This window comes from Methanomassiliicoccales archaeon LGM-DZ1 (genome assembly GCA_030168595.1).
Taxonomy (GTDB): Archaea; Thermoplasmatota; Thermoplasmata; order Methanomassiliicoccales; family Methanomethylophilaceae; genus Methanomethylophilus.
In genome coordinates this window covers 1,485,485-1,511,578 of sequence record CP115556.1, presented here as the reverse complement: position 1 = coordinate 1,511,578, position 26,094 = coordinate 1,485,485, and the positions used below count along the sequence as shown (strand labels likewise).

The following is a 26,094-nucleotide window of genomic DNA, read 5'->3' as shown; positions in this document are numbered from 1 at the left end:
ATGGAATCTGATCAGATGGCCGTTCCGGAGGACAGCGACGCCTGCGGCCAGCATCTGTGCGAGGGCTCCCTGGAGGAGAGGATACGCAGATACTGGGACATGCGCGCTGAAGGGTACAGCCGCGCCACCCGCGTATCCCTTGAGCGCGAGAACGACCGCATCCTCCGCATCATCGGCAGCTCCGTCAACCTCGACCGCCGCCTCAGGGTCGCCGACATGGGAACAGGCGCCGGGCTGACCGCTATCCAGCTGGCCCTCAGAGGGCATGAGGTGACCGCCGTAGACAATTCCCCGGAAATGCTGGACTGCGCCCGCGAGAACGCCGCCGCGGCAGGGGTCGACATCGATTTCGTCCTCGGTGACGTCCAGGACCCTCCTCTGAAGAAGGGCTCCTTCGACCTGGCGGTATCGCGCAACACGGTCTGGAACCTGACCGACCCGGCCGGCGCGTACTCGGCATGGAAAGAGCTCCTGCTTCCGGGAGGGAGCATAGTGGTGATAGACGGCAACTATTACCTCGACCTTTATGACGAAGATTACCGCCGGCGCTCGCGGTACATGGAGATGACCAAGCACGGGATGAACGACGGCCTGCATGCGGAGACCAACGTGGACCATGTGGACTTCAACATCATCCGCGACATCGCCAAGGACCTCCCCATGAGCCGTGCCAGAAGGCCGGCGTGGGATGTTTCCGCCTTCATGGGGATAGGGATGACGGACATCCGCGTGAGATCGCTGGACAGCCAGCCGTATTCCGTCCTCACGCACAACGGCCTTACGGAGCTGCCGTCGAACTTCGTCATCAGCGCCAAGTCGCCCGCCGGGAATGTCAGCCCGCTGGAGGACGCTACCAATTATCCCATAATCGACACCGGCGACGTCCTGGGCATCCATGGCTACGCGGATGCCTTCGAGAAGAACATCATGCTCGTGCTGAAGGCCATGTCGGACGAGAAGCGCATGCGCATGATCTCGGCTCTGATGGCGGGGAGGCTGAACGTCAGCCAATTGGCCGAAGTATCAGGGTGCTCCCAATCGCTAACTTCCCATAATCTCCGGTTCCTGAAGGACGCCGGCGTGGTGGAAGCGGAGAAGAGCGGCAAGGAGACTCTCTACCGCCTGTCGGACAGACAGTGCATCAGGCACATTGTGGAGATGTGCGAGGTCATCCGCGAGAAGAAGGACAGGCGGGCTCCGGAGCGAACTTCGGCCTGACTTCATCAGAAGTCCGCCATCGTCGGCTGCCCGCAGCTGAACTCTCCCCTGCCGTTGATGATCCTGTCGAGGAAGTATCTGCGACCCCGCCTACGTGGTTCGGGGCGGAATCTGGTACATCAAAATAGAATGATCGGCGCGAGAGGGTCATTTCCTGAGAACGGAACCGAGGACCGCATGCGGAATGCCCGAATGGTCCTCGATCTCGCAGTCCACCCCATAGACATCGCGGACGGTCTGCCTTGTGATGACTTCCTTCGGACTGCCGTGCGCGTACACGATACCGGGCTCTGACATGACGACGACCTCATCGGCATACTTAGCCGCGATATTGAGATCGTGGCTTATCATGATGATAAGCCTGTCCTTCTTCTCGGCTATGCCTCTGAGCATCTCGGTCACATACACTTGATAACGCACATCAAGATTGGAGGTCGGCTCGTCCAGGATGAGAACCGGCGTATCCATGGCCAGTCCCCTGGCTATGCTCACCATCTGACGCTGCCCCGAGGAGAGCCTGTTGAAATTCCTCATAGCCAGGTCTTCGATTCCCAGTAGTTTCATTATCCCGTAGACAGCATCCACATCAGCCTCTGTGTTCCTCCATCCTTGGATGTTGTGCCTGCCGATCATGATGGCATCGAGGACAGGTATCGAGAACATGTCCCTCGAGTCCGGCGGAACGTACCCTATCCTCATGGCCAGGTCCTTGCGGGAATATGACGATACATCTACACCGTCCAGGAGGACCGTTCCCTCTCCGGGCCTCACGAGGCGGTTGATGCATTTCACGAGGGTGGATTTCCCGACGCCGTTGGGTCCGATTATGCAGACGAGCTCCGGACCGATCAGTTCCAGATCTATGTCTCTGAGAACCGAGCTGCCGCCTGAATACCTGTACGACATGCCTTTGATCTCCAGCTTCATCCCCACACCTCCGATTTGCGCCGAAGCAGGAGCCAGAGGAATATCGGGCCTCCCAGGAGCGAGGTTATCACCCCTACCGGGATGACGGACGGGGACATCAGGGTCTTCCCGACGATTTCTGCGGAGATCAGCACGACTGCACCGAGGAGAGCGGATGCAGGCACGAGATACCTATTGTCCGCTCCGATGATTATCCGGGCCGCATGCGGGGCTATGAGCCCGACGAAACCGATGAGACCGGTGAAGCTGACGATGGCCGCCGCCAACAGCGCCACCACGATCATGGTCAGGTTCCTGAGCCTTTCCACGTCCAGGCCCAGGGCCTTGGCGCTGTCCTCGCCCGTCGCCAGGACGTTGAGTTCCCTGGCCAGGGACTGGATTATGATCAGGCCTATCACCGTGGCGAAGAACATGAGCGTCAGGTTCTTCCACGATATGCCTCCGATGGATCCGACCTGCCATTCCAGGATTGCCGACAGGGAGTTCGGGTCTCCCCACAGTTTGATGATCGTGGACAGCGCATTGAACACGTACATCACGGCGACGCCCGCCATTATCATCGTCGCCGGCGACGAATTCTTGATTTTCGCGACTGCGAGGATCACCGCCGTAGGCACCAGTGCGAAGATGAACGCATTGCCGACGACAGCATACTGGTCGGTGACCACGGATGATCCGGCGACTATGGCCAGCGTCGCACCGAAACCTGCTCCCGACGAGACCCCGGTCGTATACGGGTCCGCCAGGGGGTTCTTGAGGATGCTCTGCATGGCGACCCCGCATATCGACAGGGCCACTCCGGCGATTATGCCGCCGCATACGGTCGTCAGCCTCAGGTTCCAAATGACATAATCCTGGAGCCTGGCCTCCTCAGAGGTACCGACGTTCCCCGTGATGTGTTCCCATACGACGGAGAAGCATCTGAAGAAATCTATCTTGTAATCCCCGATGGTGAGCGATACTCCGGAGAGGACGATGAGCGCGGCGGCGCATGCCGATATGAAGATCCACCGCCTGGCATAATAACGGCGGTAGCCGTCCAGCACCTGCTCCTTCTTCTTGTCCGGCCCCGCATCATCCCACGAAAGGATGGATTCGCGGACAATATCGCCGATCAGAGGGTCTGTTTCAACACTTCCTGCCATATTGGATCACGCCGCAGGTTCCGGTCCGCCGGCCTTCCGGCCGGCGGGCGGGTTCACGAATCAAGCGCGGACCCGATCACGTAGATGCCTTCGGTGGCGAGATCGCCCTCCTTGTGCAGCGTGAACGTATACCACGCACTGTACGCCTCATCGGCAAGCGAACTGTCGATCTCGCTGTAGACGTAGGACAGAATGCGGAGAGAGACAAGCGGGTTAGAGTAGGTGTTCAGCATCCCGTTGCTGGTGCATATGATATGGTTGTTCTTGTACGCCTCGGTCTCCCCGAAGACCTCCTTGCATTTCGCATGATAAGTCTCCTGGCACTCTTCCGCAGTCATCGAGGATGATGTCAGCCCCGAACCGACGACGAGGATGTAGTCAGGCTTTTCCGTCAGGAACCATTCGGTCTTGACGTACACGCCGTATGCAGGAGATTCGTCGCTGTCTGCCCTCAGCCAGTTGACATTGGGCACGGAGTGGATCAGTTTGGCGAGGTTGTGGGTGTTCCCTGCAGGATTCCATCCGAGCACGCGGATCTTTTCCGTCGTGGCAGTGCTGTAGAGCATCACTCCGGTGACGGTGGGCTGGTCCTGCGAGGCTACGCCGGACATCGATGCCTGGATGCTCTCGGAGCACCTGTCGGCCAGTTCCAGATACCTGTCCGAGATGTCTGTCAGACCGAAGAGGAACCCGTAAGTGCAGACGCACTGCAGGAGATGCTCATGGTTCACGCAGAGGACATTGAGCCCGTATCCGGTGGTTTCGACGAGGTTGACCATGTCGGCCGCCGTCGTATCGGTCTGAGTGTAGCAGATGATCGTGGTCACGCCGGAGCTCACGACCGTCTGGGGGTCGACGTTGTATCCGGATCCGTAAGAAATCTTGCTCTCGTAACCGGGGTTCGCGGTGTCGTTCAGAGATGTCACTCCGCATGCCTTCACATTGTCCCAGATGCCGAAGAGGATGGAAATCTGCGCCGCCTGGTAATACATCGTGCCGACGTTATCGGTCGGGGTCGGGTACGCCACCTTCGTAGCATGCCCCTGATAGTTCGAGTAGTAAACGTACGTCCCCTCGGTCCCGTTGATGATCGCATCGACAAGGTCCAGGTCCTTGCTGTCGACCGTGCCGTCGGCGTTAGCATCCGCGTAAGGGGCCTTGCTGCTGTCCCAGACAGTCTCCCCGTCGATTATGGATTCTATTATGGCACGGTCGTTCGAATCGATCGTGTCATCATTGTTGGCGTTCCCGTAGACGATCAGCCTGATGCCGTCGACATCACTGATTGTCAGGTCCGGCTTGCTGCTGTCGTTGTCGTCGTCCATGACCGCAAACGCAATTGCTGCGACCGCGATGACCGCCGCCACTGCTGCGACGGTCAGTATCTTCATGTTCATGTTATCCCCTTATTTGGATGTATAATCCAATTGATGCATCGGACCTTGAGACAGGATATAAGCGTTTGCGGAAAGCCCGCAGATCTATCAAAAAAATTTGATTTGACAGGAAATTAATCCAATAAGACCGACCTTATTAACGGGTTGACGGAGTGAAACCGGCCGAATGAGCGATCTTACCAAGGAGCAGGTGATCGGCCGCATATCTGATGCGGAAGTGCAGAAGGAAGTGACGGGCTTCTGGGAGGATAACGCTCGCGGATACGGTCTCTCCACCCGCATGTACCTTAAAACATCCGACTGCCTTGAGAAGATGTTCAGCAGGATGGTCGGAACAGGGAGATGCCTGAAGATAGCAGACATGGGCTCCGGTGCCGGCTACTCATCGATAACCCTGTCCGCCATGGGCCACGACGTCACATCGATGGATATAAGCCCTAAAATGCTGGAACAGGCCAGGTGGAACGCGGATTACTACGGGGCCGACATAGATTTCGTTCTGGGGAACGCTGAGAATCCCGGTCTCGAAAGCTGCTCTTTCGATGCTGTGGTCGCCAACGACACGCTTTTCACGATCTGCGACCCGGGAAAGGCAGTCAGCGAATGGGTGCGTCTCCTGAGACCGGGAGGATTCCTCTTCATAGCCGACGGGAACTACTTCTTCGATACGACCCTCGAAGAGTACAGGCAGAGGAGCGACTACATGAGAACTAAGTACTCCAAAGAGGAGCTCGAGATCCGCCCCGACATCGGGAACATCGACTATCAGCGGCTCAGGGGCATATGCCGCAATCTCTATGTCAACCGGATAAGGCGGCCGAGCTGGGAGACTTGGTTCCTCATGGAACTGGGAATCAAGGAGATAAAGATCGAGAGCACAGACTCCGAGCATTTCACCTATCTTTCCCGGCTCGGCAAGATGTCTGTTCCGATGACATATGCGGTCTGCGCCCGCACCCCGTTCAGCTGCAGACAGAATGAGGTTCTGGACAGACACCCTGCTTTCGAGAGCGGCATGACAGGCGCCAAGTCAGCCGTGTCCGCTTTGGCAACGGAGGACAGGATCCGCATCGCCGCCCTGCTGAGCGCGTCGCCGATGAGCGTGAAGGAGATCCAGGAAGTGACAGGCCTCCCTCAGAACCTCGTTTCCTATGATCTGAGGATCATGAAAGAAGGAGGCATCGTGAGAGCTGAGAGAGCGGGGCGTTCCTCTGTGTACTCGCTTACCGACGCAGACGCCGTCGGGTGCATGCTGGAGGCGGCGAGGTCGCTGTCATCCCGCAGGATCACCTGAAGTCCGCCATCGTCGGCTGCCCGCAGCTGAACTCTCCCCTGCCGTTGATGATCCCGTCGAGGAGGTACCTGCATCCTCCCAGCCCCACCAGGCTGGAGTCCCTGAACTCCGCCTTGCGCGCATACGGCGCGGAGATCCCCATGCAGGAGCACCTGGAGTGCTCCCGCCTGTACTCCTCCGCCTCGTAGCCGTCTGACATGAAGACGGCGGTGGCGAACGGGTCGGGCCGGGCATCGGCGGCCTCCTCCGCCCCGCACTCCTTCAGGAACGCGGAGACCTCCCCGTCGTAGACGGACGGGCCGCAGTACTGCTTCCTCACCGAGCAGGGGACCAGGCCGAACCAGTCCCGCAGGAACCTCATGAGCGGGAGCGTGTCCGAGGGCATCCCGGACAGGGCGCAGCACTGCCCGCGGAAGGCGCGGGCGTCCTTGTCGCAGTTGCGGAGGACCCGCAGGCAGCGGTCCTCCTCTTCCTGAACTTTCTTGAAGGCCGCATCAGGGGAGGTCCCGGTCGCATCCGAGACGTCTTCGAGGAAGGAGCGCACCGAATCGAAGCCTATCGGAGAACCGGCCTTCGGGACAACGGCGGGGATCCCCCTCTTCCTGTACACTTCCGCGGTAAGAGTACTGTTCTCCGGATGGACCTCGACGGCGGCGGAGGACCGGAAGGATTCCGGGACCTCTCCCGCGGAGGAACGGCAGCCGATGAAATGCACCTCGCCGATCCCCATCGATGAGAGGAGCTCCCGCAGGTTCTGCATGCCGAAGTGCCAGCTGCTGTCCGCCATGGTGTAGCCGAGGACGGTCAGGGAGGGCCTCCGGCCCTCCCCTCCGTCCCCTGCGTACCTCTCGGCGATGAGGGCAGCGGAGGCATCGTACCCTTCCGCCGCGGACATCGACGAAAGCTCCGGCGGGGCCAGGAGCACCTTCCCTTCCGCGCCGGCGTCGCGGATGGACTTCATCTCGTCCGCCGCTTGCAGGCCCGAGGCGAGGGTGTCGATGAGCATGATGTCCCCCGGGGAGGCCGCCAGGACCGAGCGCAGGCCCTCGGAGATCTTCTCTCCCGAGCCGAGGACCATGTCGTCGCTGTTGAGGTAGGTGCAGGGGAGGGCGGACTGCCTGGAGAGGAACTCGGTGCGGCAGCTGCCGGGATCCTCGCCGAGATACTCCTCGGAGAGCTCCCGCCAGAGGTTCAGGGCGCGGGAGCGGCAGCCCCCGGGCCCGTTTATCATCGCCTTCAGGCCGCACCCTTCGGCGGCCAGGACGGCCCCGATGAGGCCGTCGGGCCGGACCTTCATCCGCAGCACCCCCCGGGACCGTTCCCGGCGCCGCACCCGGCATGACCGTCCGAACGGTACGCGACCGCCTCCGGCGGGAGATGCAGGGAGCGCACGATCCTCCCGGCCCAGTCGAGGGCGCCAACCGTGCCGTAATACCTCTCGCCGAGGCCGGTCCACGGGAGGCCGGCCCTCCCGGCGCGCATATCACCGGAGACGATCAGGTCCGCGTAAACCTTCTCTGCCTCCTCCCGGAGGGCGCACAGCGGGACCTCCTCGGCCCGGGGGATCTCCGGGTGCTCCGACGGAGGCTCCCCGCGGTCGACGAAGTTCGCCGGCCAGTGGGCGACCTCCGCCACCTCCATGCCCAGGTCCTGCAGGACATCGATGTGCCAGTCGAGGTCGAAGTCCGACCTGGAGTAGATCAGGGCCCTCTTCCCGGCGGCCTTCGGCCGGAGGCGGGAGAGCCCTTCTTCATAGCGCTTCCTCTCGGCCGCCAGGAACGCCTCCCCTTCGCCTGCCTTCCCGGTCATCTCAGATAGGACGTTCACCCATCCTTCCAGCCCCCTCATGCCGTGCATGAACGGCACCGTGCGGACCGTCCTGTGCTCCTTCACCGCGCCCGCGATCTTCGAGTAGAGCCCGCGGGGCTCCACCTGCAGCAGGTACTGCGCCTCCGATACCGACAGGATGTCCTCCATGCGGGCGGTGTCGGTGAACCCCGCCGCCCTCCTGAGGCCGAAGGCGCCCAGCACCCTGTCCAGCTCCGCGCGCCCTTCGGCAGTGGATGCCATGCTCCCGCCCATGCCGAGCATGGCGGCGGTGCCCGGCACAGGCTCTCTGTCCCAGTCGACCAGATCCGCCAGGACCCCCGCGGCCCCGCCGAAGCACCCCCATTTGGAGCCCAGGAACTTCCTGTCGGAGGGAATGACGATAACGTGCGCATCTTCCAGATGCATATCCTCTATGATGCTCTGGAGGTCGGAGCCGAGGATCTCCGAGGCGCAGGTGCGAACGACGAAGATCCACCTGAACCCGTCGGCATAAGCCCTCATGACAGCATTCCGCAGGGCCTCCGCGTCCCCCGCGAAGGACGAGAGCCCGTCCAGCCCGCTGCTGTAGACGTTGCAGGCCCTGGGCCCTCCCCTGGAGAACGAGGTCCAATAGGTCTCCCTCTCCCAGGCGTACTCGTCCAGGAAGGCGCAGTTCCGGGGACCGTGCATGACCACGGCGGCGTCCACGATGCCCGACAGCAGCTCGAAGGCCCCGTGCGAAGTGCAGGCGGGCATGACGAACCTCCCGCGGTAGGAGATCCCGCGCTCGCTGTCGTAGGAGTCGAAGCCGCAGGTCTTTCGGGTGCCCGCGCCGGAGGTGTCGGTGACCGGCTGCCCGGCGGCGATCTGGGTCATGGCCCTGTCCGACAGGGGGGAGGCCTTCACTCCCTTCAGCTCCCCGGCCATCGCCCTTTCGGCCGCATCGGCCAGGGCATTGAGCTGACGGGCAGGCTCCGAGTCCGGGAACAGGGCGCAGAGCGCCCTCCCGGCGGCCTCCGCCCTTGAGAACAGGGGGCTCCTGGAGATCTCGGCGATGATCGGCACCCCGGAGGCCGCGGAGAAAGATTCGGCCCTGGCGCGGTCCTGGGGGTCGCGGCTGTTGAGAATCAGGCCCAGAACGCAGGGCGTGCCGTTGAGGTTGGCGATCCCGCGCAGGATATTGTTGGCGGCGTACAGGGCCATGAACTCCTCCGATACGACGATGAGTATGCCGTCGACGTTGTTCCGGCGCATGGGGACGCTGAACCCGCCGCAGACAACGTCGCCGAGGACGTCGCAGATGCGGATGTCGGTGCCCTCGGGTGTGTGGTCCTCCATGTAGGAGAACATGGCGGTCATGCCCTTCCCGGCGCAGCCGATGCCGGGCTCGGCGCCGCCGCATTCGACGCATGAGATCCCGTTCTCCCCTTCCTGCACAGCGCTGCCTTCCTTCTCCACCATGCAGTCCAGGAAGGTCCGCTGGGGGACGCCCCCGGTCAGGAGGCGGGTGGAGTCGTGCTTCGGGTCGCAGCCGATGTGGAGGACCTTGTGGCCGCGGAGGCTCAGCAGATAGGAGAGGTTGGAGGAGACGGCAGACTTGCCGACCCCGCCTTTGCCGTAGACGGCGAGACGGTACATCTGAAGGGGGATGGGTAGAGTTGGATATATAATCCATTGTTATAGGAAGCAAGCCGGAATTGATTTCACGGAGTTTTGAACGGCCGCGGACCTGAGGAGGACCGCTGCCGATCGGAGAGAAAAAGTTCTAGCGGGACATCAGCGGCCGTCCGAGAAATGAATGAAAGCAGGGGCCCGATCATGTTCCATAACATGGATGGCCTCGGTCCGTTCCTTCCAGGTCGTCTAGCACGATGACATGGGGTTTGCCTTCGACGGTGATGATCTTCGTGCGGACCCCGTAGATGGCGGCCATGTTCTCCTCGGTCAGGACCTCCTCTGCGGTCCCGATCTGCCTGATGATGCCCGGAGGCGACATCAGGATTATCCTATCCGCGTATCTGGCACTTATATTGAGGTCGTGGACGATCATAACGACCTTCATCTTCTTCTCGGCCGCCAGTCTCCTCAGCATCTTCAGCACGACGACCTGGTGCTTCACATCCAGGTTCGCAGTGGGCTCGTCGAGGATCAGCACCTCCGGTTCCTGGACAAGCCCCCTGGCGATGGCCACCTTCTGGTGCTGGCCCGCCGAGAGCTCGTTGAACGGCCTCATGGCCAGGTCCTCTATGCCAAGCATCTCCATGACGTCGTAGACCTTGTCGTAATCCTCTTTGGAAGTGCCGAACGCCTGCTTCGGCGTCCTTCCCAGGAGTATCGTGTCGAAGACGGTCATCGGGAAATCGTCCTCGGAGGATGTGGGGACGTACCCCATATGCTGAGCCAGTTCCCTGAGCCTGATTTCGGAGATGTCGCGCCCGTCGACGGTCACCGTGCCTCCGGTCGGTTTCAGGATCTTGTTCATGCAGCGGACGAGGGTCGATTTCCCGACGCCGTTGGGACCTATGATGCAGATCAGGCCGGCGTCCGAGAGACGGAACGATATGTCGTCGAGGACCTTCTTCCCCATGCCGTAGGAGAATTCCAGATCGGCAACATCGATCTCCATCAGAGGGCTCTCCTGTTCGCTTTGATTATCAGATACAGGAACATCGGGCCGCCGATGAAGGCAGTGACCACTCCAACCTGCAGGACGGTGGGGTACAGCAGGGTTCTGCCGACCACGTCGGAAACGAGCACGAGGACCACGCCGAACAGCGCTGAGGCAGGTATCAGATAGCGGTTGTCGGAGCCGAGGAAGATCCTGACGACATGAGGGCAGACCAGCCCGACGAAGCCGATGATCCCTGTGAAGCTGACAACGCTGGCCGTGACCAGCGACACCACGATGAGGCAGAATATCCTCAGCTTCCCGGCCTCGATGCCCAGGGACTTCGCGTTGTCGTCTCCTGTGGTCAGGACATTGATCTTGCCCGCCAGGAACTGGAGCGCCAGCACCCCGGCGGCGGTCACGGCCGTCATCACCGGGATGTAGTCCCAGCTGGACCTTCCGAGCGACCCTACCTGCCAGCTGTACACTGCCGCCAGGTCCTCTGGGTCTGCGAGGAGCATGAACAGCGTCGTGAACGCGTTGAAGATGTACATGACGGCGATCCCCGACAGGATCATGACCGTCGGGGTGGCGCCCTTCATCCCGGACACCAGGATGATTATGGCCGCCGGTATGAGCGAGAAGACGAAGGCGTTGACGATCAGCCCGGCGGAACCGCCGGCGACGGTGAAGCCCATGGTCATCGCCAGGGTGGCGCCGAAGGAGGCGCCCGATGAGATGCCGGTTGTGTACGGGTCGGCCAGCGGGTTCTTCATGATGCTCTGCATGACGGCGCCCGCCGATGCAAGGGCGACCCCCACCACTATCCCCGTGATGACCCTCGGGAGCCTGGTGTCCCAGACTATCAGGTCCTTCGTAGGGTCCGAGACGTCCCCGCGTATGTGGTCCGCCAGGATCCGATAGGTCTCGGCGAACTCTATGTGGTATCCGCCGACGGTCAGCGCATACAGGGACACAAAGACGGCCACGACCGCGCAGACGGCCATGAAGAGGAACTTGAAACGGATGTAACGCCCGTACCTGGAGATCACGAAGTCGCGCTTGGAGCCTCCGCTCTCGGGATCATAACTGTCGCTGCTTATTCCCCACATGGTATCATGGAAGAATCGGGGCCTTACGGCCCCTTTTCCGCCTCAGGACGAGGTCGGCTTGTAGATCCATTCCCCGGATTCGCGGACGTTGTAGTACCCGTCATCCGAAGAACTGACGCCTGCGTTGGCGAGGGTGAAGGTGTCGACGAACTCCTGCAGATAGGAGTGCGCGTCCACACCTGAGAACCTGTCCTCGTACACCATCGTGGCCAGCAGGAGGGCGGTGACCTTCTGCATGGTTCCGGAAGTGACGCCGGAGCCGGAGACCCAGATGTGCCCGTTCCTGTAAGCGTCGGTGGTGGTCAGATAGGCCGCGCCGGCATCGAATGAGGCCTGCGAGTCGGAGGCGGTCCTGTTGAACCCTGCCTTCCCGAGGATGAACACGTAGTCCGGGTTCTTGCTGATGACATAATCCTGATCGGTCTGATAGTACATGGAATCGGACCTGAGGGCACCGGAGCTGTTGATGTCGGAGGATAGGTTGTCCGTTCCTCCCATGACCGACCATTCGAAACTGCCGCACCCTCTGGCTTCGATCTCGACATCGAGGTTCTTCTCGGTCGAGGAACCGATGTAGATGACGAGGGAAGTGGCCTTCTCTGTGATGCCGGACAGGCCGTTCTCGATAGTCTGGGTTATTCCGTCTTCGAAGCTCAGGAACTCCTTCGCTTTGGCGATGTACGTGTCGTTGTTGAGCAGGTATGCGAGAGTGATGACGGCAGAGTCGACCCTGTCGCCCTCCCAGAACGGCAGCCTGATCATATCGATGCGGGTGCTGTCGTCGAACTTGTTCTCGATCCCGACGAAGTAGATGTCGGCAGAACCGCAGACCATCGCATCCACCCCGGTGGCCACGACCGTCTCGAAATCATAGCCGGTGCCGAACCCGCTTCCGAAGTTCTGCACGGAACTCTGGGTCAGCGTGTTGTACTTGAGGGCGTTGCTTGACAGCTGGTTGTAGATCCCGCTGTCGACATAGGTGACGAGGCCCTGGGCCCCGATCGCGATGATGCCGTCGATGGTCGGCCAGTAATCGGCGCCCAGCTTGGAGACAGGCTGGGAAACGGAGGCCATCCTGCCGTTGACGTCCGCATAGAATATCTTCGGGGCGGCCGCCGTATCCTTGCTGATTATGGCGTTCAGGTAGTCGGCGTCCTTGCTGTCGACGACACCGTTCCCGTCGGCATCGGCATATGGGTTCGCCGAAGAGTCCCACTCGGCCTCCCCGCTGACAATCTTATTGATGAACACGACATCATCGCTGTCGAGGTCATCGTCGTTGTCCGCGTTGCCGAAGACAGTGAGGCGCGTGACCGTGAGATCGTAAGCCGTCTCGTCATCGCTATCATCATCGCCGGACAGCACAACGTAGGCGGCGGCCGCGATTACCGCGATGACGACCACAGCTCCTGCAATCATATACATCTGGCTCTTCATCATGTCAATCACTGGATGTATAATCCATTTAGGTTCGGACCTGATGTCCCTATTATAGGATTTCCGCCGTTGGACGGATTCGCAGAGAATTGCGCACTTTTACGAAACCGTTAGGTCAGAATCATATTTTCGAAAGAAGGTCAGGTCCCTGTACATGGGAGTTGAATCGGTCGCAATTGCAGTTGTGTTAACACTGACCGGCATATGTTGGATTGATGCTCTGCTGTATTTGACAATTCAAACATGATGACAGGATGCGCCCGATTCCGCAGGCTGCAGCATGCCCGCCGGCAGCATAAGCGGGGGCGCATCCCTGATGGACTCCAGCAAGACAGAATTTCCCGGCATTTTCATTTCCACCGGCGCCTCATTCGTGCGACTCTTCCATTACACCATCCAGTATGACGTGAGGGACCCCGTTATCATCGATCACCTTGCTCTCAACCTCATAAACGTCGCGGATCATCTGCTCTGTGATCACATCCTTGGGCTTCCCGATCGCATATATCCTCCCGGGCCTCTGCAGGACGATCACCTTCGTAGCGTACTTGGCAGCCAGATTGAGATCGTGACTTACGGTGAAACAAGTTGTCTGGGTCTTTTCACTGAGTTTCCTCAGAAAAGCCGAGACGTAAATCTGATGGCGAATATCCAGGTTGGCAGTAGGCTCATCAAGCATCAGAATCTTGGGCTCCTGCACAAGACCTCTGGAAATCGCGACCTTCTGGTGCTGTCCGGCAGACAGCTCGTTGAAGCGGCGTTCTGCAAGATCGCTGATCTCCATGGCTTTCAGCGACTTCATGGCGATCGCGATGTCCTTCTGCGTCGTGCGCCATTTCTGGTGGGAATAGCGGCCGATCAGGACGGTATCGAGCACGGAAAGAACATTGAAATCGGAGGAGATAACAGGGACATATCCTACGAGTTTCGACAGTTCCCTCAGACTGTATTCTCCGACGTCTGTGTCGAATACTTTCACGTGCCCCGAGCGGGGCTTTATTATGCCGCCGACGGCTTTGATCAGAGTAGATTTCCCGACGCCGTTCGGCCCGATGATGCATACGTATTCCGGCTCATCAATCTCGAAAGAGATGCCGTGCAGAATCTCAGAACCTTCACTGTAACCCACATGAAGATCTTCGACAGAGATTATGGACATGCTCAGATCTCCTCCTTTTTCTGCCTGATGATAAGATACAGGAACATCGGACCTCCGATGAACGCAGTGATGACGCCGACCTGTATGACCGTGCCCTCGATCAGCGTTCTGCCTACAGTATCTGAAAGTATCAGTAGCGCAGCTCCGAAGGCTCCGGAAGCCGGAATGAGGAAACGATTGTCGGAACCGATTACCAGGCGGACGATATGAGGGCTGACAAGGCCGATGAACCCGATGAGGCCGGTGAAACTTACAACGCCTGCAGTCAGCAACGAAACGATGAACATGCACAGCAGCCTCAACTGGTTGGCATTGACGCCGATTGACCTTGAGCTTTCATCTCCGGTAGACAGAACATTGAGGCGGCGGGACAGCAGCTGGACAGCGACATATCCAGCAAAGACCACGATGAACATGACGTAGACTTGGTCCCATTTGGCGCCGTCGATCGTTCCGACCGACCATCTGTATATCTCCTCCAATTTATCGGGATCCACCCAGAGCTTGATCATCATCGTGCATGCATTGAAGATATACATGACGGCGATACCGGCCATGATCATCGTTGTCGGCGTTGCCCCCTTCATTTTGGAGACCGCCATGATGATGGCCATCGGTATGAGAGAGAATATGAAAGCGGTGATGACTGTCCCATAGACTCCGCTGACGAATGATACGCCGAGGCCTATGGCGATAGAAGCCCCCAGGCTAGCCCCCGAGGATATCCCTGTCGTATACGGATCGGCAAGAGGATTCCTGAGAATGCACTGCATCACGGCTCCGGCGATGCCCAGCCCGGCCCCGGCAATAAGCCCGGTAAGTACCCTCGGCAGCCTCCATTCCCAGATGATGTAGTCGGCGTTATCGTCGGTTACATCGCCCGTGAGGTGAGCGAGGATGACTCCGTAAGAATTGAAAAATCCTACATGCAAATCTCCGATCGTGATAGCAAAACCAGCGACTATGGCGGCTAGCGTCAGACACAGCACGATAACGAAGACTTTCTTGAGTGTATTCCTGTGGTAATTGACCAAGACCTCATTGATCTTGATGTCATCTGCCAGCCAGGCGTTCACAGCATTCTCTATGATGCGGTCGCTCTTTTCGGACATTTTGTGCCCCGTGATGTGCGGCCATAGCGGCCGCTAAGTTGTTTCCCTGCTCAGAATTCAGCTGACGGCCAGTTGGGGATAGCTCGCCTGGAACACGGTTCCGGTATAGGTGATCGGGCCGTTCTTCTTGACGTCGATGTTGACGACATTGTACTTGTCGAACCACTCCTGCAGATGATCGAATGCATCATTGAGATCGAAGAGATCGGGATACATCTGGGCCGCGATAATCGGAAGAATCGCATAAGCAGAATATCCGAAGGTGTTGGGATATTCGCTTCCGATGATGTTTCCGTTCTTGTACGCGTTGGTTTTGATGAAATAAGAAACAGTATCCTCGAATTTCTCGTTATAGGAGCTCTGGGTGTAGTACGTGTTCGTTGTCTGATCATCCGAGTAGCCCGAGTTGCCGGACATCGCATAGACAATGTAATCAAAATTCGAGCTGTTGGTGATGAGCCACTCTACATTGTGGTAAACGAAGCCGAACTGGTTCGTTCCGCTTTCAGTGTAACACTTGGCAAGATATTTGTTGATAAGAACGTAAGTGCCGTGCCTTTCATTTCCCAATATGGAGATGCTGTCGGTATCTGCGGTGTAACCGCTGATCACCAATGCCGTCTTCGCGGAACTGTCGGTGATCTTCGATGTAAGATCTTTGATGGTATCGTTGCAGTAATCTGTGTACGCCTGGGCCTTGTCCATCTTATCCATGAGGAATCCCATGGTCATCATGGTCGGGATGCAGTACTCCCCGTTGTACCAGAGCTGGATGAAACTGATGCCGCGTTCTTCGAACAATTCAGTGGCAAGTTCATGGTTTTCCGTCCTGGGGGTGCAGACGACAAGTTTCACGTTGTTAGAGATGAATTTCTCGACGGCGTCGTCGGTGATTGCACTGCTTCCGGTAGTCCCCCACTCCACTTCATCCGCGAGCGTGGGCCACATGGTCCCATACACGCTGGCTGCCTTGGATACGACCTTGACGTCATCCAGCACGCCGAGTACCGCACATGCTTCGGCCTGCTGATAGTATGTGACCGCGATATTGACATTGGTCAGAGGATAGTTGACGGTAGTGACGTCGCCGTAGTAATCCTCATAGTAGACTTGCATCGAGTCGCCGTTTATCATCGACCTGACGAAATCGATGTCTTTAGAGTCTACAGTGCCGTCCTGGTTTGCGTCCGCATAGGGATATTTGCTCTTCTCCCATCCGTTCTCGCTGTCGATGATTGCCTGAAGCTGATCGATATCGCCGTCGTTGATGTACAGGTCGTTGTTCGCGTTTCCGTACACGGTGATATATGTCCCGAGCTCCCCGATTTCCTTGGACGTCCCGTTATTGTTGTCATCATCGTCATCAGAGATCACGACGGCGGCAACCGCTGCGACTGCTACTACAACGATGATGGCGCCGATCAGCAAGTACATTTGGTTTTTAGGCATAATATCACAATTGGATGTATAATCCAATTGGACAATACACTATATTAGCTGTTATAAAACTTTTTCGGAATAATTGGATTCATTTGACCAGATTATCCAAAGTAAAAAAAATTCGATGTGATTTATTTTAAACATGTGTTCTACGTCCTCAGGGACAGCATTGACAGAGCGGCAGAAGATGGTGCTCTGATTGCTGACAAACGACAAAATCCGCCTGAGTCAATGTTTGCCATACAGATACTGTTATTCACGACGGGTAAACTAGTAGATACTAAGGATAGAATTTCAGCGCAGTCGTCCCCCACAGTCGCCTGACACTCTCATAGGCATGCGAGATGCCAAGGGATGAAGTATAACCATTGCACAGCTGGAACCTATGACTCCCGACAACCATGGGCACCACAATGCTAGAGAAGATCACCAGACCGAACATTGTGAATTCACCCCAAATAAGTACCTAAAATGAGCAAGAATTTCAGTTGCCGACAGTCATTGTAATACTATTGTTCAGTTCAGGATCCTCGTATGCAACCTGATTTTGTAGCAGACCAAAACTCATCATTTCCCGGCCCAACATGCCGCCCATTAGGACGTAACTTTAAGACTGATGAAACAATCGCAAGAAATGACCTTTCGACAGTTTGTGTTTGGCGAATGAAATAAACGAAAGGCCTCTTATTACGATTTGCCGCAGTCCCGAAGATGCTCTCGACAGACAATCCGCTTTATGTCGCAAGTGTCAACTCGGCTCACAGAATACTTCGGGGGAATAAGCAAAGTCATGGGTTTTTAACCCCGTAGTTCAGGACACTTGTTAGAATTTGCGCCGGTCCTGAAGTCAATGTTTTGATTCATGCACCAGGCGCTCTATCTCATCTGCGCATGTAGCGGTTTCTTTGTCGATGGTTTTCCCCCAGAATCTCAGGACAGTCCACCCCATCTCATTCAGCTGCTCATTTACCTCTCTGTCACGTTCGATATTGCGCTCTATTTTTGGAATCCAGTAATCGCGGTTCGAATGGATCTGATTCTTTCTCGTTTCCCAATCCTTCCCGTGCCAGAACTCGGAATCGCAGAAAACTGCCACTTTCGCCCTCTTGAAAACAACATCAGGCTTCCCCGGAACATCTTTACAGTTCTTCCGATAGCGGAGTCCCCGCGACCACAGTTCCTTCCGAAGCTTCACCTCAATCCCTGTATCCTTACATTTGATGGCGGCCATGTTCCTGTGGCGTTGTTCGGGGGTATGGTTGTCCACATCCGTGTATTGGCTGGAGCATATTAGTCAATTGTTAGTTTGAAAACTATGATTCTGTCTTCAACAATTTCGAGGCTGAGCAATTGAAAGTTTTCAGAGACAAGACGAAGATAGATCCGGGGTGTTTCAGTGAAAACAGAGACAAAAATTTCCGAATGTTGGCTCATTGAAGAATTTTTGTTTTGTTTGTAAAGATATTATAGTGATTGCTCAAATCATAGATGAAATTAATTTGGACATTATCTGAAGTCATTCTGATTATAGCACAGATAGCTTTTGAGAATAAATGGCACTTCTTCTTCAAATTGAGATACGTGGGAAGTCGTCTGGGAACAAGCAGCCGGGCGGTAGAGAGAGAAACGTCGCCGAGAGGAGTAATACAAAACAGATGTGTTGACGCCGCCGTACTTGAATCCTTGGGGGTCGCATCCTTGCTGCGGAACACAAATCTGGATGAGAAATCCGAAATCAGACGGGAATACAGGGCAGGATTCTGTCTGCATACACGTCGTTGCACATGATTGATCGTGTCAGAGGATAGGGATAAACGCTTTCAGACTGTGGACCTCTCTTGCACGAACAGGTTGTGAAAAGATGCGGAAGAGATGCTTGAATAACCGCATCTGGCTTCATTTCCACATTATCGCAACCTCGATACTAGCAAAATAATGGTTCTATAACATTTCGTGTGGAATCGGGCAGAGGAGCAGGCTCATAATCGATCATGCGCATACGCACCTGTGTGCGCCAAAAGGAGCTGTAAGGCACCTTCGCCGAAGGGCGAAGGATGCGCCCCGATGACATTGGAGCAGTCGATGAAATTCATCCTCGGGGTGGAGACCGATCAGTGGAAAATAACGGCGATCCGGGGAGGAGTGGAGGATGACGTGAAGGTCACCCACATCGACATGGATTTCATCGGAGACCCCGGAATATGTCCGGAGTGCGGATGCAGACGTTCGATCCACGACGCCAGGGTCAGGGTATGGAGACATGCCAATCTGGACGATACCGTCTGCTACATCCATGCCGCGATACCGCGCTGCATGTGTCCCAAGTGCGGGAAGATAACCCAGGCGGACATACCCTGGGCGGATCAGCGCGTGAGCTATACGAAGAGGTTCATGGAGGCGGCCATCGAACATATGGCACAGATGTCGCTTGCAGCGGCATCGAGGCTTCTCAAGGTGTCCTGGAAGGTGCTGGACGATATAGTCGGGGCCGTTGTCGACCGCCATCTCGATTCCATGGACCTGTCCGGACTGAGGCGCATCCGTGTGGATGAGACGGCGGCGAAGAAGCACCATAAGTACATCACGGCAGTGACCGACGCCGATACCGGGGATATCGTGTTCATAACCAAGGGGAAGGATTCCGATACCATCAGGGAATTCGCTGTCTGGCTCTGTGAACATGACGGCGACCCGCGGGCCATCGAACTGATTGCCACGGACTTCGGCGATGCGTTCATCGCCGGCGCCAAAGAATATCTCCCCAACGCCGAGCCGGTCTACGACCCGTTCCATCTGGTCCAGATCGCCAACAGGCATCTGGACCGCGACCGCGCATCGACGCAGATCAACGGCCAGAGGAGGAAATCCGTCCGTTACGCGCTGCTGAAGAACCCCGAGAACCTCCGTCCGGATGAGATGCATGAGCTCATGGACATAACCAAGGACAACGAGCTTGTAGGTACATCCTATCAGATGAAGGAGTCCCTCAGGCAGGTGTTCGACTACTCATACGAGCAGATCGATCTGGCACGTGCCCATCTGGTCAGATGGGCGCAGTGGGCCGCAGAGGAAGGATCCGCGGGTTTCAGAGCATTGGCCAAGACCGTGAAGAAGCATCTCGAAGGGATATTGAAGGCCATAGAGACCGGCATCAACAACGGCTACCAGGAATCCCTCAACGGCAGGGTGCAGCTGTCCAAGGGATTGGCGAGAGGTTACGGGAAGGAGATGCGTCTCGGAAGGATAGTGTTCTTCCGCGACAGCTGCAGGTCGTTATGAGCCTGCTCCTCTGCCCGATTCCACACGAAATGTTATAGAACCAAAATAATTGCTATGCAGTCACCAACGAGTCGTTGGCAACACCCCGATGCTAAACTGTTTGTGAGCGTGACCGCCGAAGGCAGTGCTAGGCAATCTCACTTTTCATCAGATTTGAATTATCGAATACCGTAAAATAACAATCAAGATATTTATCTGGTCAATTGGATTACAATCAAGTTTGTGTTACTATGGAAGAGCATCCGAAAGAATTTTACAGAACTATACGTGAAACTGCCAATACTATGGGATGTGATAATAAAGAACTGCTGTTTTGGTCAAATAATCCTGACACTATACCTCAAGATGAAAGAGGAAATAATTTCAAAACGCTGATGAAAATATGCCGTGCTGATTATCCTGGATTTTACAATTACATGACTGGATATGTCAGATACCAGGAAAGATCGGCGCCCAGTTATGACCTCGATAAAAAAAATACAATTACTAGTAATGAAAGGACAGTTCGCTTGATTTCAGACTCTAGAGAAACTCAATGGGGCCATTATAAGCACATACTTGAATCAAAAGGATTTGAAAACATTCCCGAATTGGAAGAATCATCTAGGAATGTAGTTGAACTTCTTAAAGACAATACGGCCCAGAACAATCCCAATGAAGGGCTGATCTTCGGCGAAGTCCAATCTGGGAAAACAGCCAACATGATAGGGATTATTTCTATGGCGGCGGATCTCGGTTGGAATCTGTTCGTGATACTTTCTGGAACCATCGACAATCTCAGGGAACAGACCCAGTCGAGAATGGAGAGCGAATTGAAGAGAGATGCCGAAGATCCATCTGACAAGCTTCGCTATAACTGGCACATCATTGAACCGGGGCGGAAGCCCGCCGATATCGCCAGCAACGAACTTCAGAGCCTAGATGAAAACAGCCCCGAACGCTATCTATGGGTCTGTCTGAAGAACAGCGACCGCCTCAGAGATTTGTTGATCACTCTTCAGCGTAAAGGAAACCAACGGTCGGAAATCCGCCTTATCGTCATTGATGACGAAGCAGATTTGGCCAGTATCAACACCAAAACGCTCAGCAATAAAGAAAAAGAAACGATGACACAGGAAGAGATAGAAGCATATGATGAGAGAACAAAGATCAACCGTTTGATAATCTATCTAATCAATGGAAAATCCACTAGTGGGAAGAGAATGGATCCTTTCCGCTCAGTGAACTACCTATGTTATACTGCGACTCCGTATGCCAATCTTCTCAATGAGGGTGAGACCAATTCGCCGGATAAGAATTCGACCTTATATCCTGCCGATTTCATTTTCGCTCTTACTCCGTCCAGTTATTATCTGGGGCTTCACAGGATATTCTCCGGAGATGATTCTGCCCTGTCGAATAAAATGGTCATCGAAACAGAGATGCCAGCCAATATTGGGAATCTGGAGGGGCATCCTGAAATGATGCCGCCATCGATGAAAGAAGCCATTGCCTGGTTCATCTGTTGTGTTGCAATCAGAAGGTATTGGAATCGTTCGGAAAAGCAGGACAAGATAACGCCAGTCAGCATGCTGATGAACGTGGATTCTAAAATCAGAGAGCATGTTGCAGTGGACAGGGCTGTAGTATATTATCTCGAAAATTGCAAGGACGAGCTCCGCAGCCTCTGCAGAGAACAGTATGAGATACAGACAAAAGCACTGACTCCCGAATCATTCAGAGAATGCGTCCCCGATTACGGTATCGAAAATTCTGAAGATGATAATTCAACCGCAGAGATCAGAGATTATCCGAAATTCGAGAGAATTAAGTCTGAAATAGATTATCTCATCGATTCCGATCCTACTCGCATCAACTTTGTTCAGGACGAGGAAACGGGACAAAAAATCAACACTTATACAAGACAGATTCACATATGTGTCGATAACTCATCGAAAAACAGCGACCCAATCAGGAATGAAATCAATTTTACCATTCGGATAGTGTATCCGAGCGAAAAAGATAAGGTGGAAGAGTATGCCCCCGCATTTATCGTAATAGGGGGGAATACACTGTCCCGTGGATTAACCATCGAAGGACTGGTGGTTTCATATTTCAGGAGGACAGTGAAACAGGCCGATACTCTCCTTCAGATGGCCAGATGGTTTGGCTTTAGGAAAGGGTATGAGCTTCTGCCGAGAATCTGGATGGACAGAACGGCCATAACTTCATATGAAGATCTGAACGACATCAACGATTCCCTGAGGGCGGAGATTGTTGAACACAGCCGCGAATCGATATCCCCCAGAGAGTTTGCAGTGAGAATAAAAGACGTTCCCGAGGCGCATATGCTGAAGTCTTTGACATCCAGAAACAAAATGCAGAACGCCGCGCACACTAGAATCAAAGTGTCTTTCGGAAACGGACTCGATAAGTCAATCAGCAAATATCGCGGCGACAAAGAATCCCTGGACTATAATCTGGAGATAACCAGAAAACTTCTCAACGGAATTTCTGAATCCTCAATCACTCCGGCAATGGATGGCGCCGTTCTCCTTTACAGAGGGGTAGATAAAAATGCAGTATTGGACTATTTGGCAGACTTTAGGAAGGGCGATTCGGACTCGGGTCCAGTGAATGTAAAATCAGGAGAATGTTGTTTCCATTGGTTGCGCATGATTGATCGTTCAATAATCAAAGATTTCAACATCGTACTTGCCGGCAGGAAGAATAAATTGGTCACTCTCAGCAATCCTATTTTTGATCTCGGAAACGGAAAGACGGTCAATGTTGTAAACAGGCGCGCGGAGATTCGCAATGATAAACTTATACAAATAAAAACAGTGAGAGATAAAATTCATCTGACCGCCGATATTGATTGGAACAAAGGAAACAACAGAACGTTCAAAGATGCCATCCAGAGCGGGGATGTCGGCAAAAGAGACATCGCCAGAAAAGAGTCGGGTTGGGACAAAACCCCCCTGCTTTTGATAGGCATAGCAAACGATGAAGAAAAAGAATATCCATCTAACGTGGTCACACTGACAGTCTTGATTCCGACAGGCGTAAGGGATGACAGAGAAGTCGATACAACGGATACTGGTTACGTGTATCTGGATTCTATGAGATGATTCTGTGGATGCATACAACCTGAAAAGAGGGATTTATTCTCTGAAAGCATCATCCATCAGAAACATCAACCAATCAGGAGACAGGATACGACTAGAACTGTTGGTCAGGGAATCCATTCAAAACAGCCTCGATGCCGCCGACAGAGAATCAGGGCCGGTGCAGGTAGATTTCACCATCGGAAAGTACTCTCCCTTCGAATTGGTCCCACATTTCGATTCACTGGAACAGGCTGCTCTGAAAATGACAGGGGACTTTCTGTGCATACGTGACAGAGGAACAACTGGACTTACTGGCCCGACGGCCATGAAAGATGCTGAAAAGTCACCGGAAGACTGCAATTTTATCAACCTGGTCAAAGGGATAATGGACAGTTCGAAACACGAAGAATCCGGCGGCTCTTGGGGTATAGGGAAAACAATCTATTATTCCCTGGGCTGCGGCATGGCGATTTTCTATACACGCATCACAACTAAAGATGCTTTTGAATCCAGGCTGATTGGCGTATGGATCAATGATGACATTCGCATCTGCGAAGAGAAAAATTGGCTAGGGATAACACTATGGGGCAATGTCGTCGAAGACTCAGGAATATCAGATGTTCTCCCGATTACCGATGAAAGGGAAATTTCTGATATACTGGATATATTCGGACTCAGGCCATATGAAGGTGAGGACACTGGCACGTCAATCATCATTCCATCAGTTGACATCGGAGGCTTGCTGAGGGAAACCTGGCCAGAAGATGATGTCGAAGCCAGAAAAGCTTGGTGGACCAATTCTGTAGAGTCGTATATTGGTATGCAGATCCAAAAGTGGTACTGCCCGAGGATGTTGGGAACAAAACACGATCCCCCGCTACTGCTTCCATCGGTCAATGGAAAGCCGGTGATTCTGGAATTCCCGACATTCAAAGCCGTACAGCAGATATATAACCATACATTCCCAGGCATCAGCGGAACTATTGAGGATTTCCGTATTGAATCGAAAAAAATCTCGATCCAGACAATAAACAAAAAAAAGAAATTGATTGAAGTCGGCTATCTGGCATGGGCTGTCCTAACGAAAGAAAATTTAATCAGCGGACAGACATTCGACAACCCCTATCTCGTTTGCGGAATCAATCGCGAGGGAATCAAAGGGAACAGACCCATCGTCCTTTATGTGAGACAATCTGGGATGTTCAATTCGTATGATGATGAAAAATTCATCAAATCAATCCCTGAGACGGATGAGAATCAATATCTCATTGCAGTATTCAGATTGAATCAGAACGAAGAATATCCAGGAAGCAAATATCGCACAATCGAGGAATGCGTCCGCGATTGTGAGAAATCTGACCATTATTATTGGGAAGACAAAAGAAATCTGGAAATTGGAGATTTGATTTCCAGGATTCGTTCAGGTGTAATCAGATCACTCAAAGAAAGTCTGGCTGGGGATGACGGGGATCTGGAACGCGGCAGAAAAATCACTTATGGCAGGAGAGTTGCAGAAGCTCTGTTCCCTCCAGAAGGATTTTCCATCTGGCAGAGTGCAGTGCCCGCTTCGGAAGGAGGGAACACCTCCAGAAAAACAAAGAACATCAAGACTGAACCTGCACTGAAAATTGTCGGAACCGAACAGGCCTGTGACTGCACAATATTGACAGTCGAAGTTGATATGAATTCCTACCAGTCTGTAAACATCGAATTTGGAGTTGCAGGTCAGGGCGATGACGGTTCATTTGTAGGAGAGGCGGAGTGGAAAAAAAGCATCGGCACCGAGTTTCCGTATTGGGTTCTCAGCACAGAGATTCTCAGCGTAGAATGCGGGGATAGGGATAATGATTTTCTCAGAAGCAATGGTGTCTCGAAAGCAAGGTCGGAGATTAACAACACAGAGGTGCTCGTATGTACCGAGCATGCGCATGCAACCATTTACCTGAAAATCAAAATCCACCGTTCAGAGTTCGCAATTGAGCCAATCATAAGCATTGTCGGGAGGAGATGACAGGTATGCCGGACGTTTCATTCTCTTTCTACAAACAGCTAAGTCCTGTCCTTCTGGACAGGTCTGGGATCATTCTGACAGAACCGGAATTCGAGTTTGAAAAAGAAGGGAAGATTCTCAAAATATCGAAGTCGAAAAAATCAACTGATGATATGATAGAACTTCCGGGAGCTGACAGCGAATGGACTAAGGATGATGAAATCTGCGTTTCCTGTAAATGCACGGTCTCTAAGCCAAATGTTTTTTTCGATAAAAAATCAGGAATAGCTGGACCGGGAACGGAACTGGGTGTGGCAGCAGTGATATCGTCAATCAAAACATCGCTGCGCAGAACAATCCACTTCGATGGATCGATCTCTGAAATGCAGGAACGGTCGGAATTGGCATTTTCCTTCAGAATACCTCCTAAGACGGTTCTTGATTCATTTACAATGAGGTTCATCTTATATCTGAAGAAGACGAGGGAAGATTCGGTCCTCCCCGGCTACGCAGACATGGAAGGAACAGTTCTGGCACATGTCGGGGTCCCCATCACGGTAATGCTGGACAAAGAGCCTAATGATTTCCCGACTCGGGTGATTCCCTTCGAGAGTTCGAAGAGCCATCTCCTCTGGAAACTGGAAACAGAATGGACGGATCCGTTCAAAGACAGTTTCAATGACAGTGTGTGCCTGTTTCTGAATTCAAATCATCAAAGATTCGAAAGCCTCAATCCAGAACGCAAAAGCGGAGACAGATGGGCTCTGTCGGAAATCTATGCCGAAGCGATTTTACAAATAATAGAGAAAGTGAAATCAGAGATGGATGAAGCATCATGGAAGGAAATCCTGAATCTGAATCCCGACAGGGTCGAACCCGACAGTGTTTCACTTTATGTTGGTTATATGCTGAAACTGAATCAAAATCCCGACAGGGTCGGGAAGCAACAGTCTTTCCGAATGTTGGTTAATGCTGAAGAACTTCAAAACAGACGGGAACAATGCAATCTATCTTTCCGAAAAGATACGTAACAAGTTGTATTCGGAGATGAAAAGATGAACTGGGGCCGCTACAAAAT

General features: G+C 54.3%; 18 protein-coding genes. 6 read left to right on the top strand and 12 right to left on the bottom strand.

What is annotated here, in order from left to right; translation table 11 throughout:
• Positions 1-1,218 (top strand): metalloregulator ArsR/SmtB family transcription factor, encoded by a 1,218-nt coding sequence (locus O8W32_07580; protein WII09022.1) that lies wholly within the window; start codon positions 1-3, stop codon positions 1,216-1,218.
• 147 nt (positions 1,219-1,365) lie between these two features.
• Here the strand turns inward: O8W32_07580 and O8W32_07575 are convergent, their stop codons facing one another.
• From O8W32_07575 to O8W32_07565, 3 genes are read right to left on the bottom strand one after another with little or no spacing between them, the layout of a single operon-like run.
• Positions 1,366-2,145 carry an ABC transporter ATP-binding protein gene (locus O8W32_07575; GenBank protein ID WII09021.1) on the bottom strand — a complete coding sequence of 260 codons (780 nt, stop codon included), beginning with the start codon at positions 2,143-2,145 and terminating at the stop codon, positions 1,366-1,368.
• Positions 2,142-3,290, bottom strand: a complete 1,149-nt coding sequence (locus O8W32_07570) for an iron ABC transporter permease (protein ID WII09020.1) — start codon at positions 3,288-3,290, stop codon at positions 2,142-2,144. Before O8W32_07570 ends, O8W32_07575 begins: the two co-directional genes overlap by 4 nt.
• Positions 3,291-3,343: 53 nt before the next feature.
• Positions 3,344-4,687, bottom strand: a complete 1,344-nt coding sequence (locus tag O8W32_07565) for a hypothetical protein (GenBank protein ID WII09019.1) — start codon at positions 4,685-4,687, stop codon at positions 3,344-3,346.
• Positions 4,688-4,853: 166 nt separating this feature from the next.
• Here O8W32_07565 and O8W32_07560 point away from each other — a divergent pair, with 166 nt between their 5' ends.
• A complete protein-coding gene (locus tag O8W32_07560) occupies positions 4,854-5,981 on the top strand; it encodes a metalloregulator ArsR/SmtB family transcription factor (GenBank protein WII09018.1) in 1,128 nt (375 codons plus the stop codon).
• Here O8W32_07560 and O8W32_07555 read toward each other — a convergent pair.
• The 9 genes from O8W32_07555 to O8W32_07515 all read right to left on the bottom strand — a co-directional run bounded on the left by O8W32_07555 (position 5,974) and on the right by O8W32_07515 (position 17,889).
• Complete coding sequence (locus O8W32_07555) at positions 5,974-7,278, bottom strand: hypothetical protein (GenBank protein WII09017.1); 1,305 nt, start codon at positions 7,276-7,278, stop codon at positions 5,974-5,976. The genes O8W32_07560 and O8W32_07555 overlap by 8 nt on opposite strands.
• Positions 7,275-9,428, bottom strand: a complete 2,154-nt coding sequence (locus tag O8W32_07550; protein ID WII09016.1) for an AAA family ATPase — start codon at positions 9,426-9,428, stop codon at positions 7,275-7,277. The genes O8W32_07555 and O8W32_07550 overlap by 4 nt, the downstream gene beginning before the upstream one ends.
• 178 nt (positions 9,429-9,606) lie before the next feature.
• A complete protein-coding gene (locus O8W32_07545) occupies positions 9,607-10,416 on the bottom strand; it encodes an ABC transporter ATP-binding protein (GenBank protein WII09015.1) in 810 nt (269 codons plus the stop codon).
• On the bottom strand, positions 10,416-11,510 hold the full coding sequence (locus O8W32_07540; GenBank protein ID WII09014.1) for an iron ABC transporter permease: 1,095 nt from the start codon (positions 11,508-11,510) through the stop codon (positions 10,416-10,418). Before O8W32_07540 ends, O8W32_07545 begins: the two co-directional genes overlap by 1 nt.
• A 42-nt stretch (positions 11,511-11,552) precedes the next feature.
• A complete protein-coding gene (locus O8W32_07535; protein ID WII09013.1) occupies positions 11,553-12,929 on the bottom strand; it encodes a hypothetical protein in 1,377 nt (458 codons plus the stop codon).
• Between the two features lie 385 nt (positions 12,930-13,314).
• Positions 13,315-14,106: an ABC transporter ATP-binding protein gene (locus tag O8W32_07530; GenBank protein ID WII09012.1), complete on the bottom strand. Its 792-nt coding sequence runs from the start codon at positions 14,104-14,106 to the stop codon at positions 13,315-13,317.
• Positions 14,107-14,108: 2 nt separating this feature from the next.
• Positions 14,109-15,218, bottom strand: coding sequence for an iron ABC transporter permease (locus O8W32_07525; protein ID WII09011.1), 1,110 nt, complete (start codon positions 15,216-15,218; stop codon positions 14,109-14,111).
• Between the two features lie 57 nt (positions 15,219-15,275).
• The gene (locus tag O8W32_07520; GenBank protein WII09010.1) at positions 15,276-16,652 is read right to left on the bottom strand and encodes a hypothetical protein; all 1,377 of its coding nucleotides are present in this window, start codon (positions 16,650-16,652) and stop codon (positions 15,276-15,278) included.
• Positions 16,653-17,505: 853 nt separating this feature from the next.
• Positions 17,506-17,889: a very short patch repair endonuclease gene (locus O8W32_07515; GenBank protein WII09009.1), complete on the bottom strand. Its 384-nt coding sequence runs from the start codon at positions 17,887-17,889 to the stop codon at positions 17,506-17,508.
• Between the two features lie 833 nt (positions 17,890-18,722).
• Between O8W32_07515 and O8W32_07510 the strand changes: the two genes are divergently transcribed.
• The 4 genes from O8W32_07510 to O8W32_07495 all read left to right on the top strand — a co-directional run bounded on the left by O8W32_07510 (position 18,723) and on the right by O8W32_07495 (position 26,047).
• Entirely contained in the window at positions 18,723-19,937 is a 1,215-nt protein-coding gene (locus O8W32_07510) for an ISL3 family transposase (GenBank protein WII09008.1), read from the top strand.
• A 230-nt stretch (positions 19,938-20,167) separates the two neighbouring features.
• Positions 20,168-23,047, top strand: a complete 2,880-nt coding sequence (locus O8W32_07505) for a hypothetical protein (protein ID WII09007.1) — start codon at positions 20,168-20,170, stop codon at positions 23,045-23,047.
• 4 nt (positions 23,048-23,051) lie between these two features.
• Complete coding sequence (locus O8W32_07500; GenBank protein WII09006.1) at positions 23,052-25,037, top strand: hypothetical protein; 1,986 nt, start codon at positions 23,052-23,054, stop codon at positions 25,035-25,037.
• Positions 25,034-26,047, top strand: coding sequence for a hypothetical protein (locus O8W32_07495; GenBank protein ID WII09005.1), 1,014 nt, complete (start codon positions 25,034-25,036; stop codon positions 26,045-26,047). The genes O8W32_07500 and O8W32_07495 overlap by 4 nt, the downstream gene beginning before the upstream one ends.
• Positions 26,048-26,094: the final 47 nt, after the last annotated feature.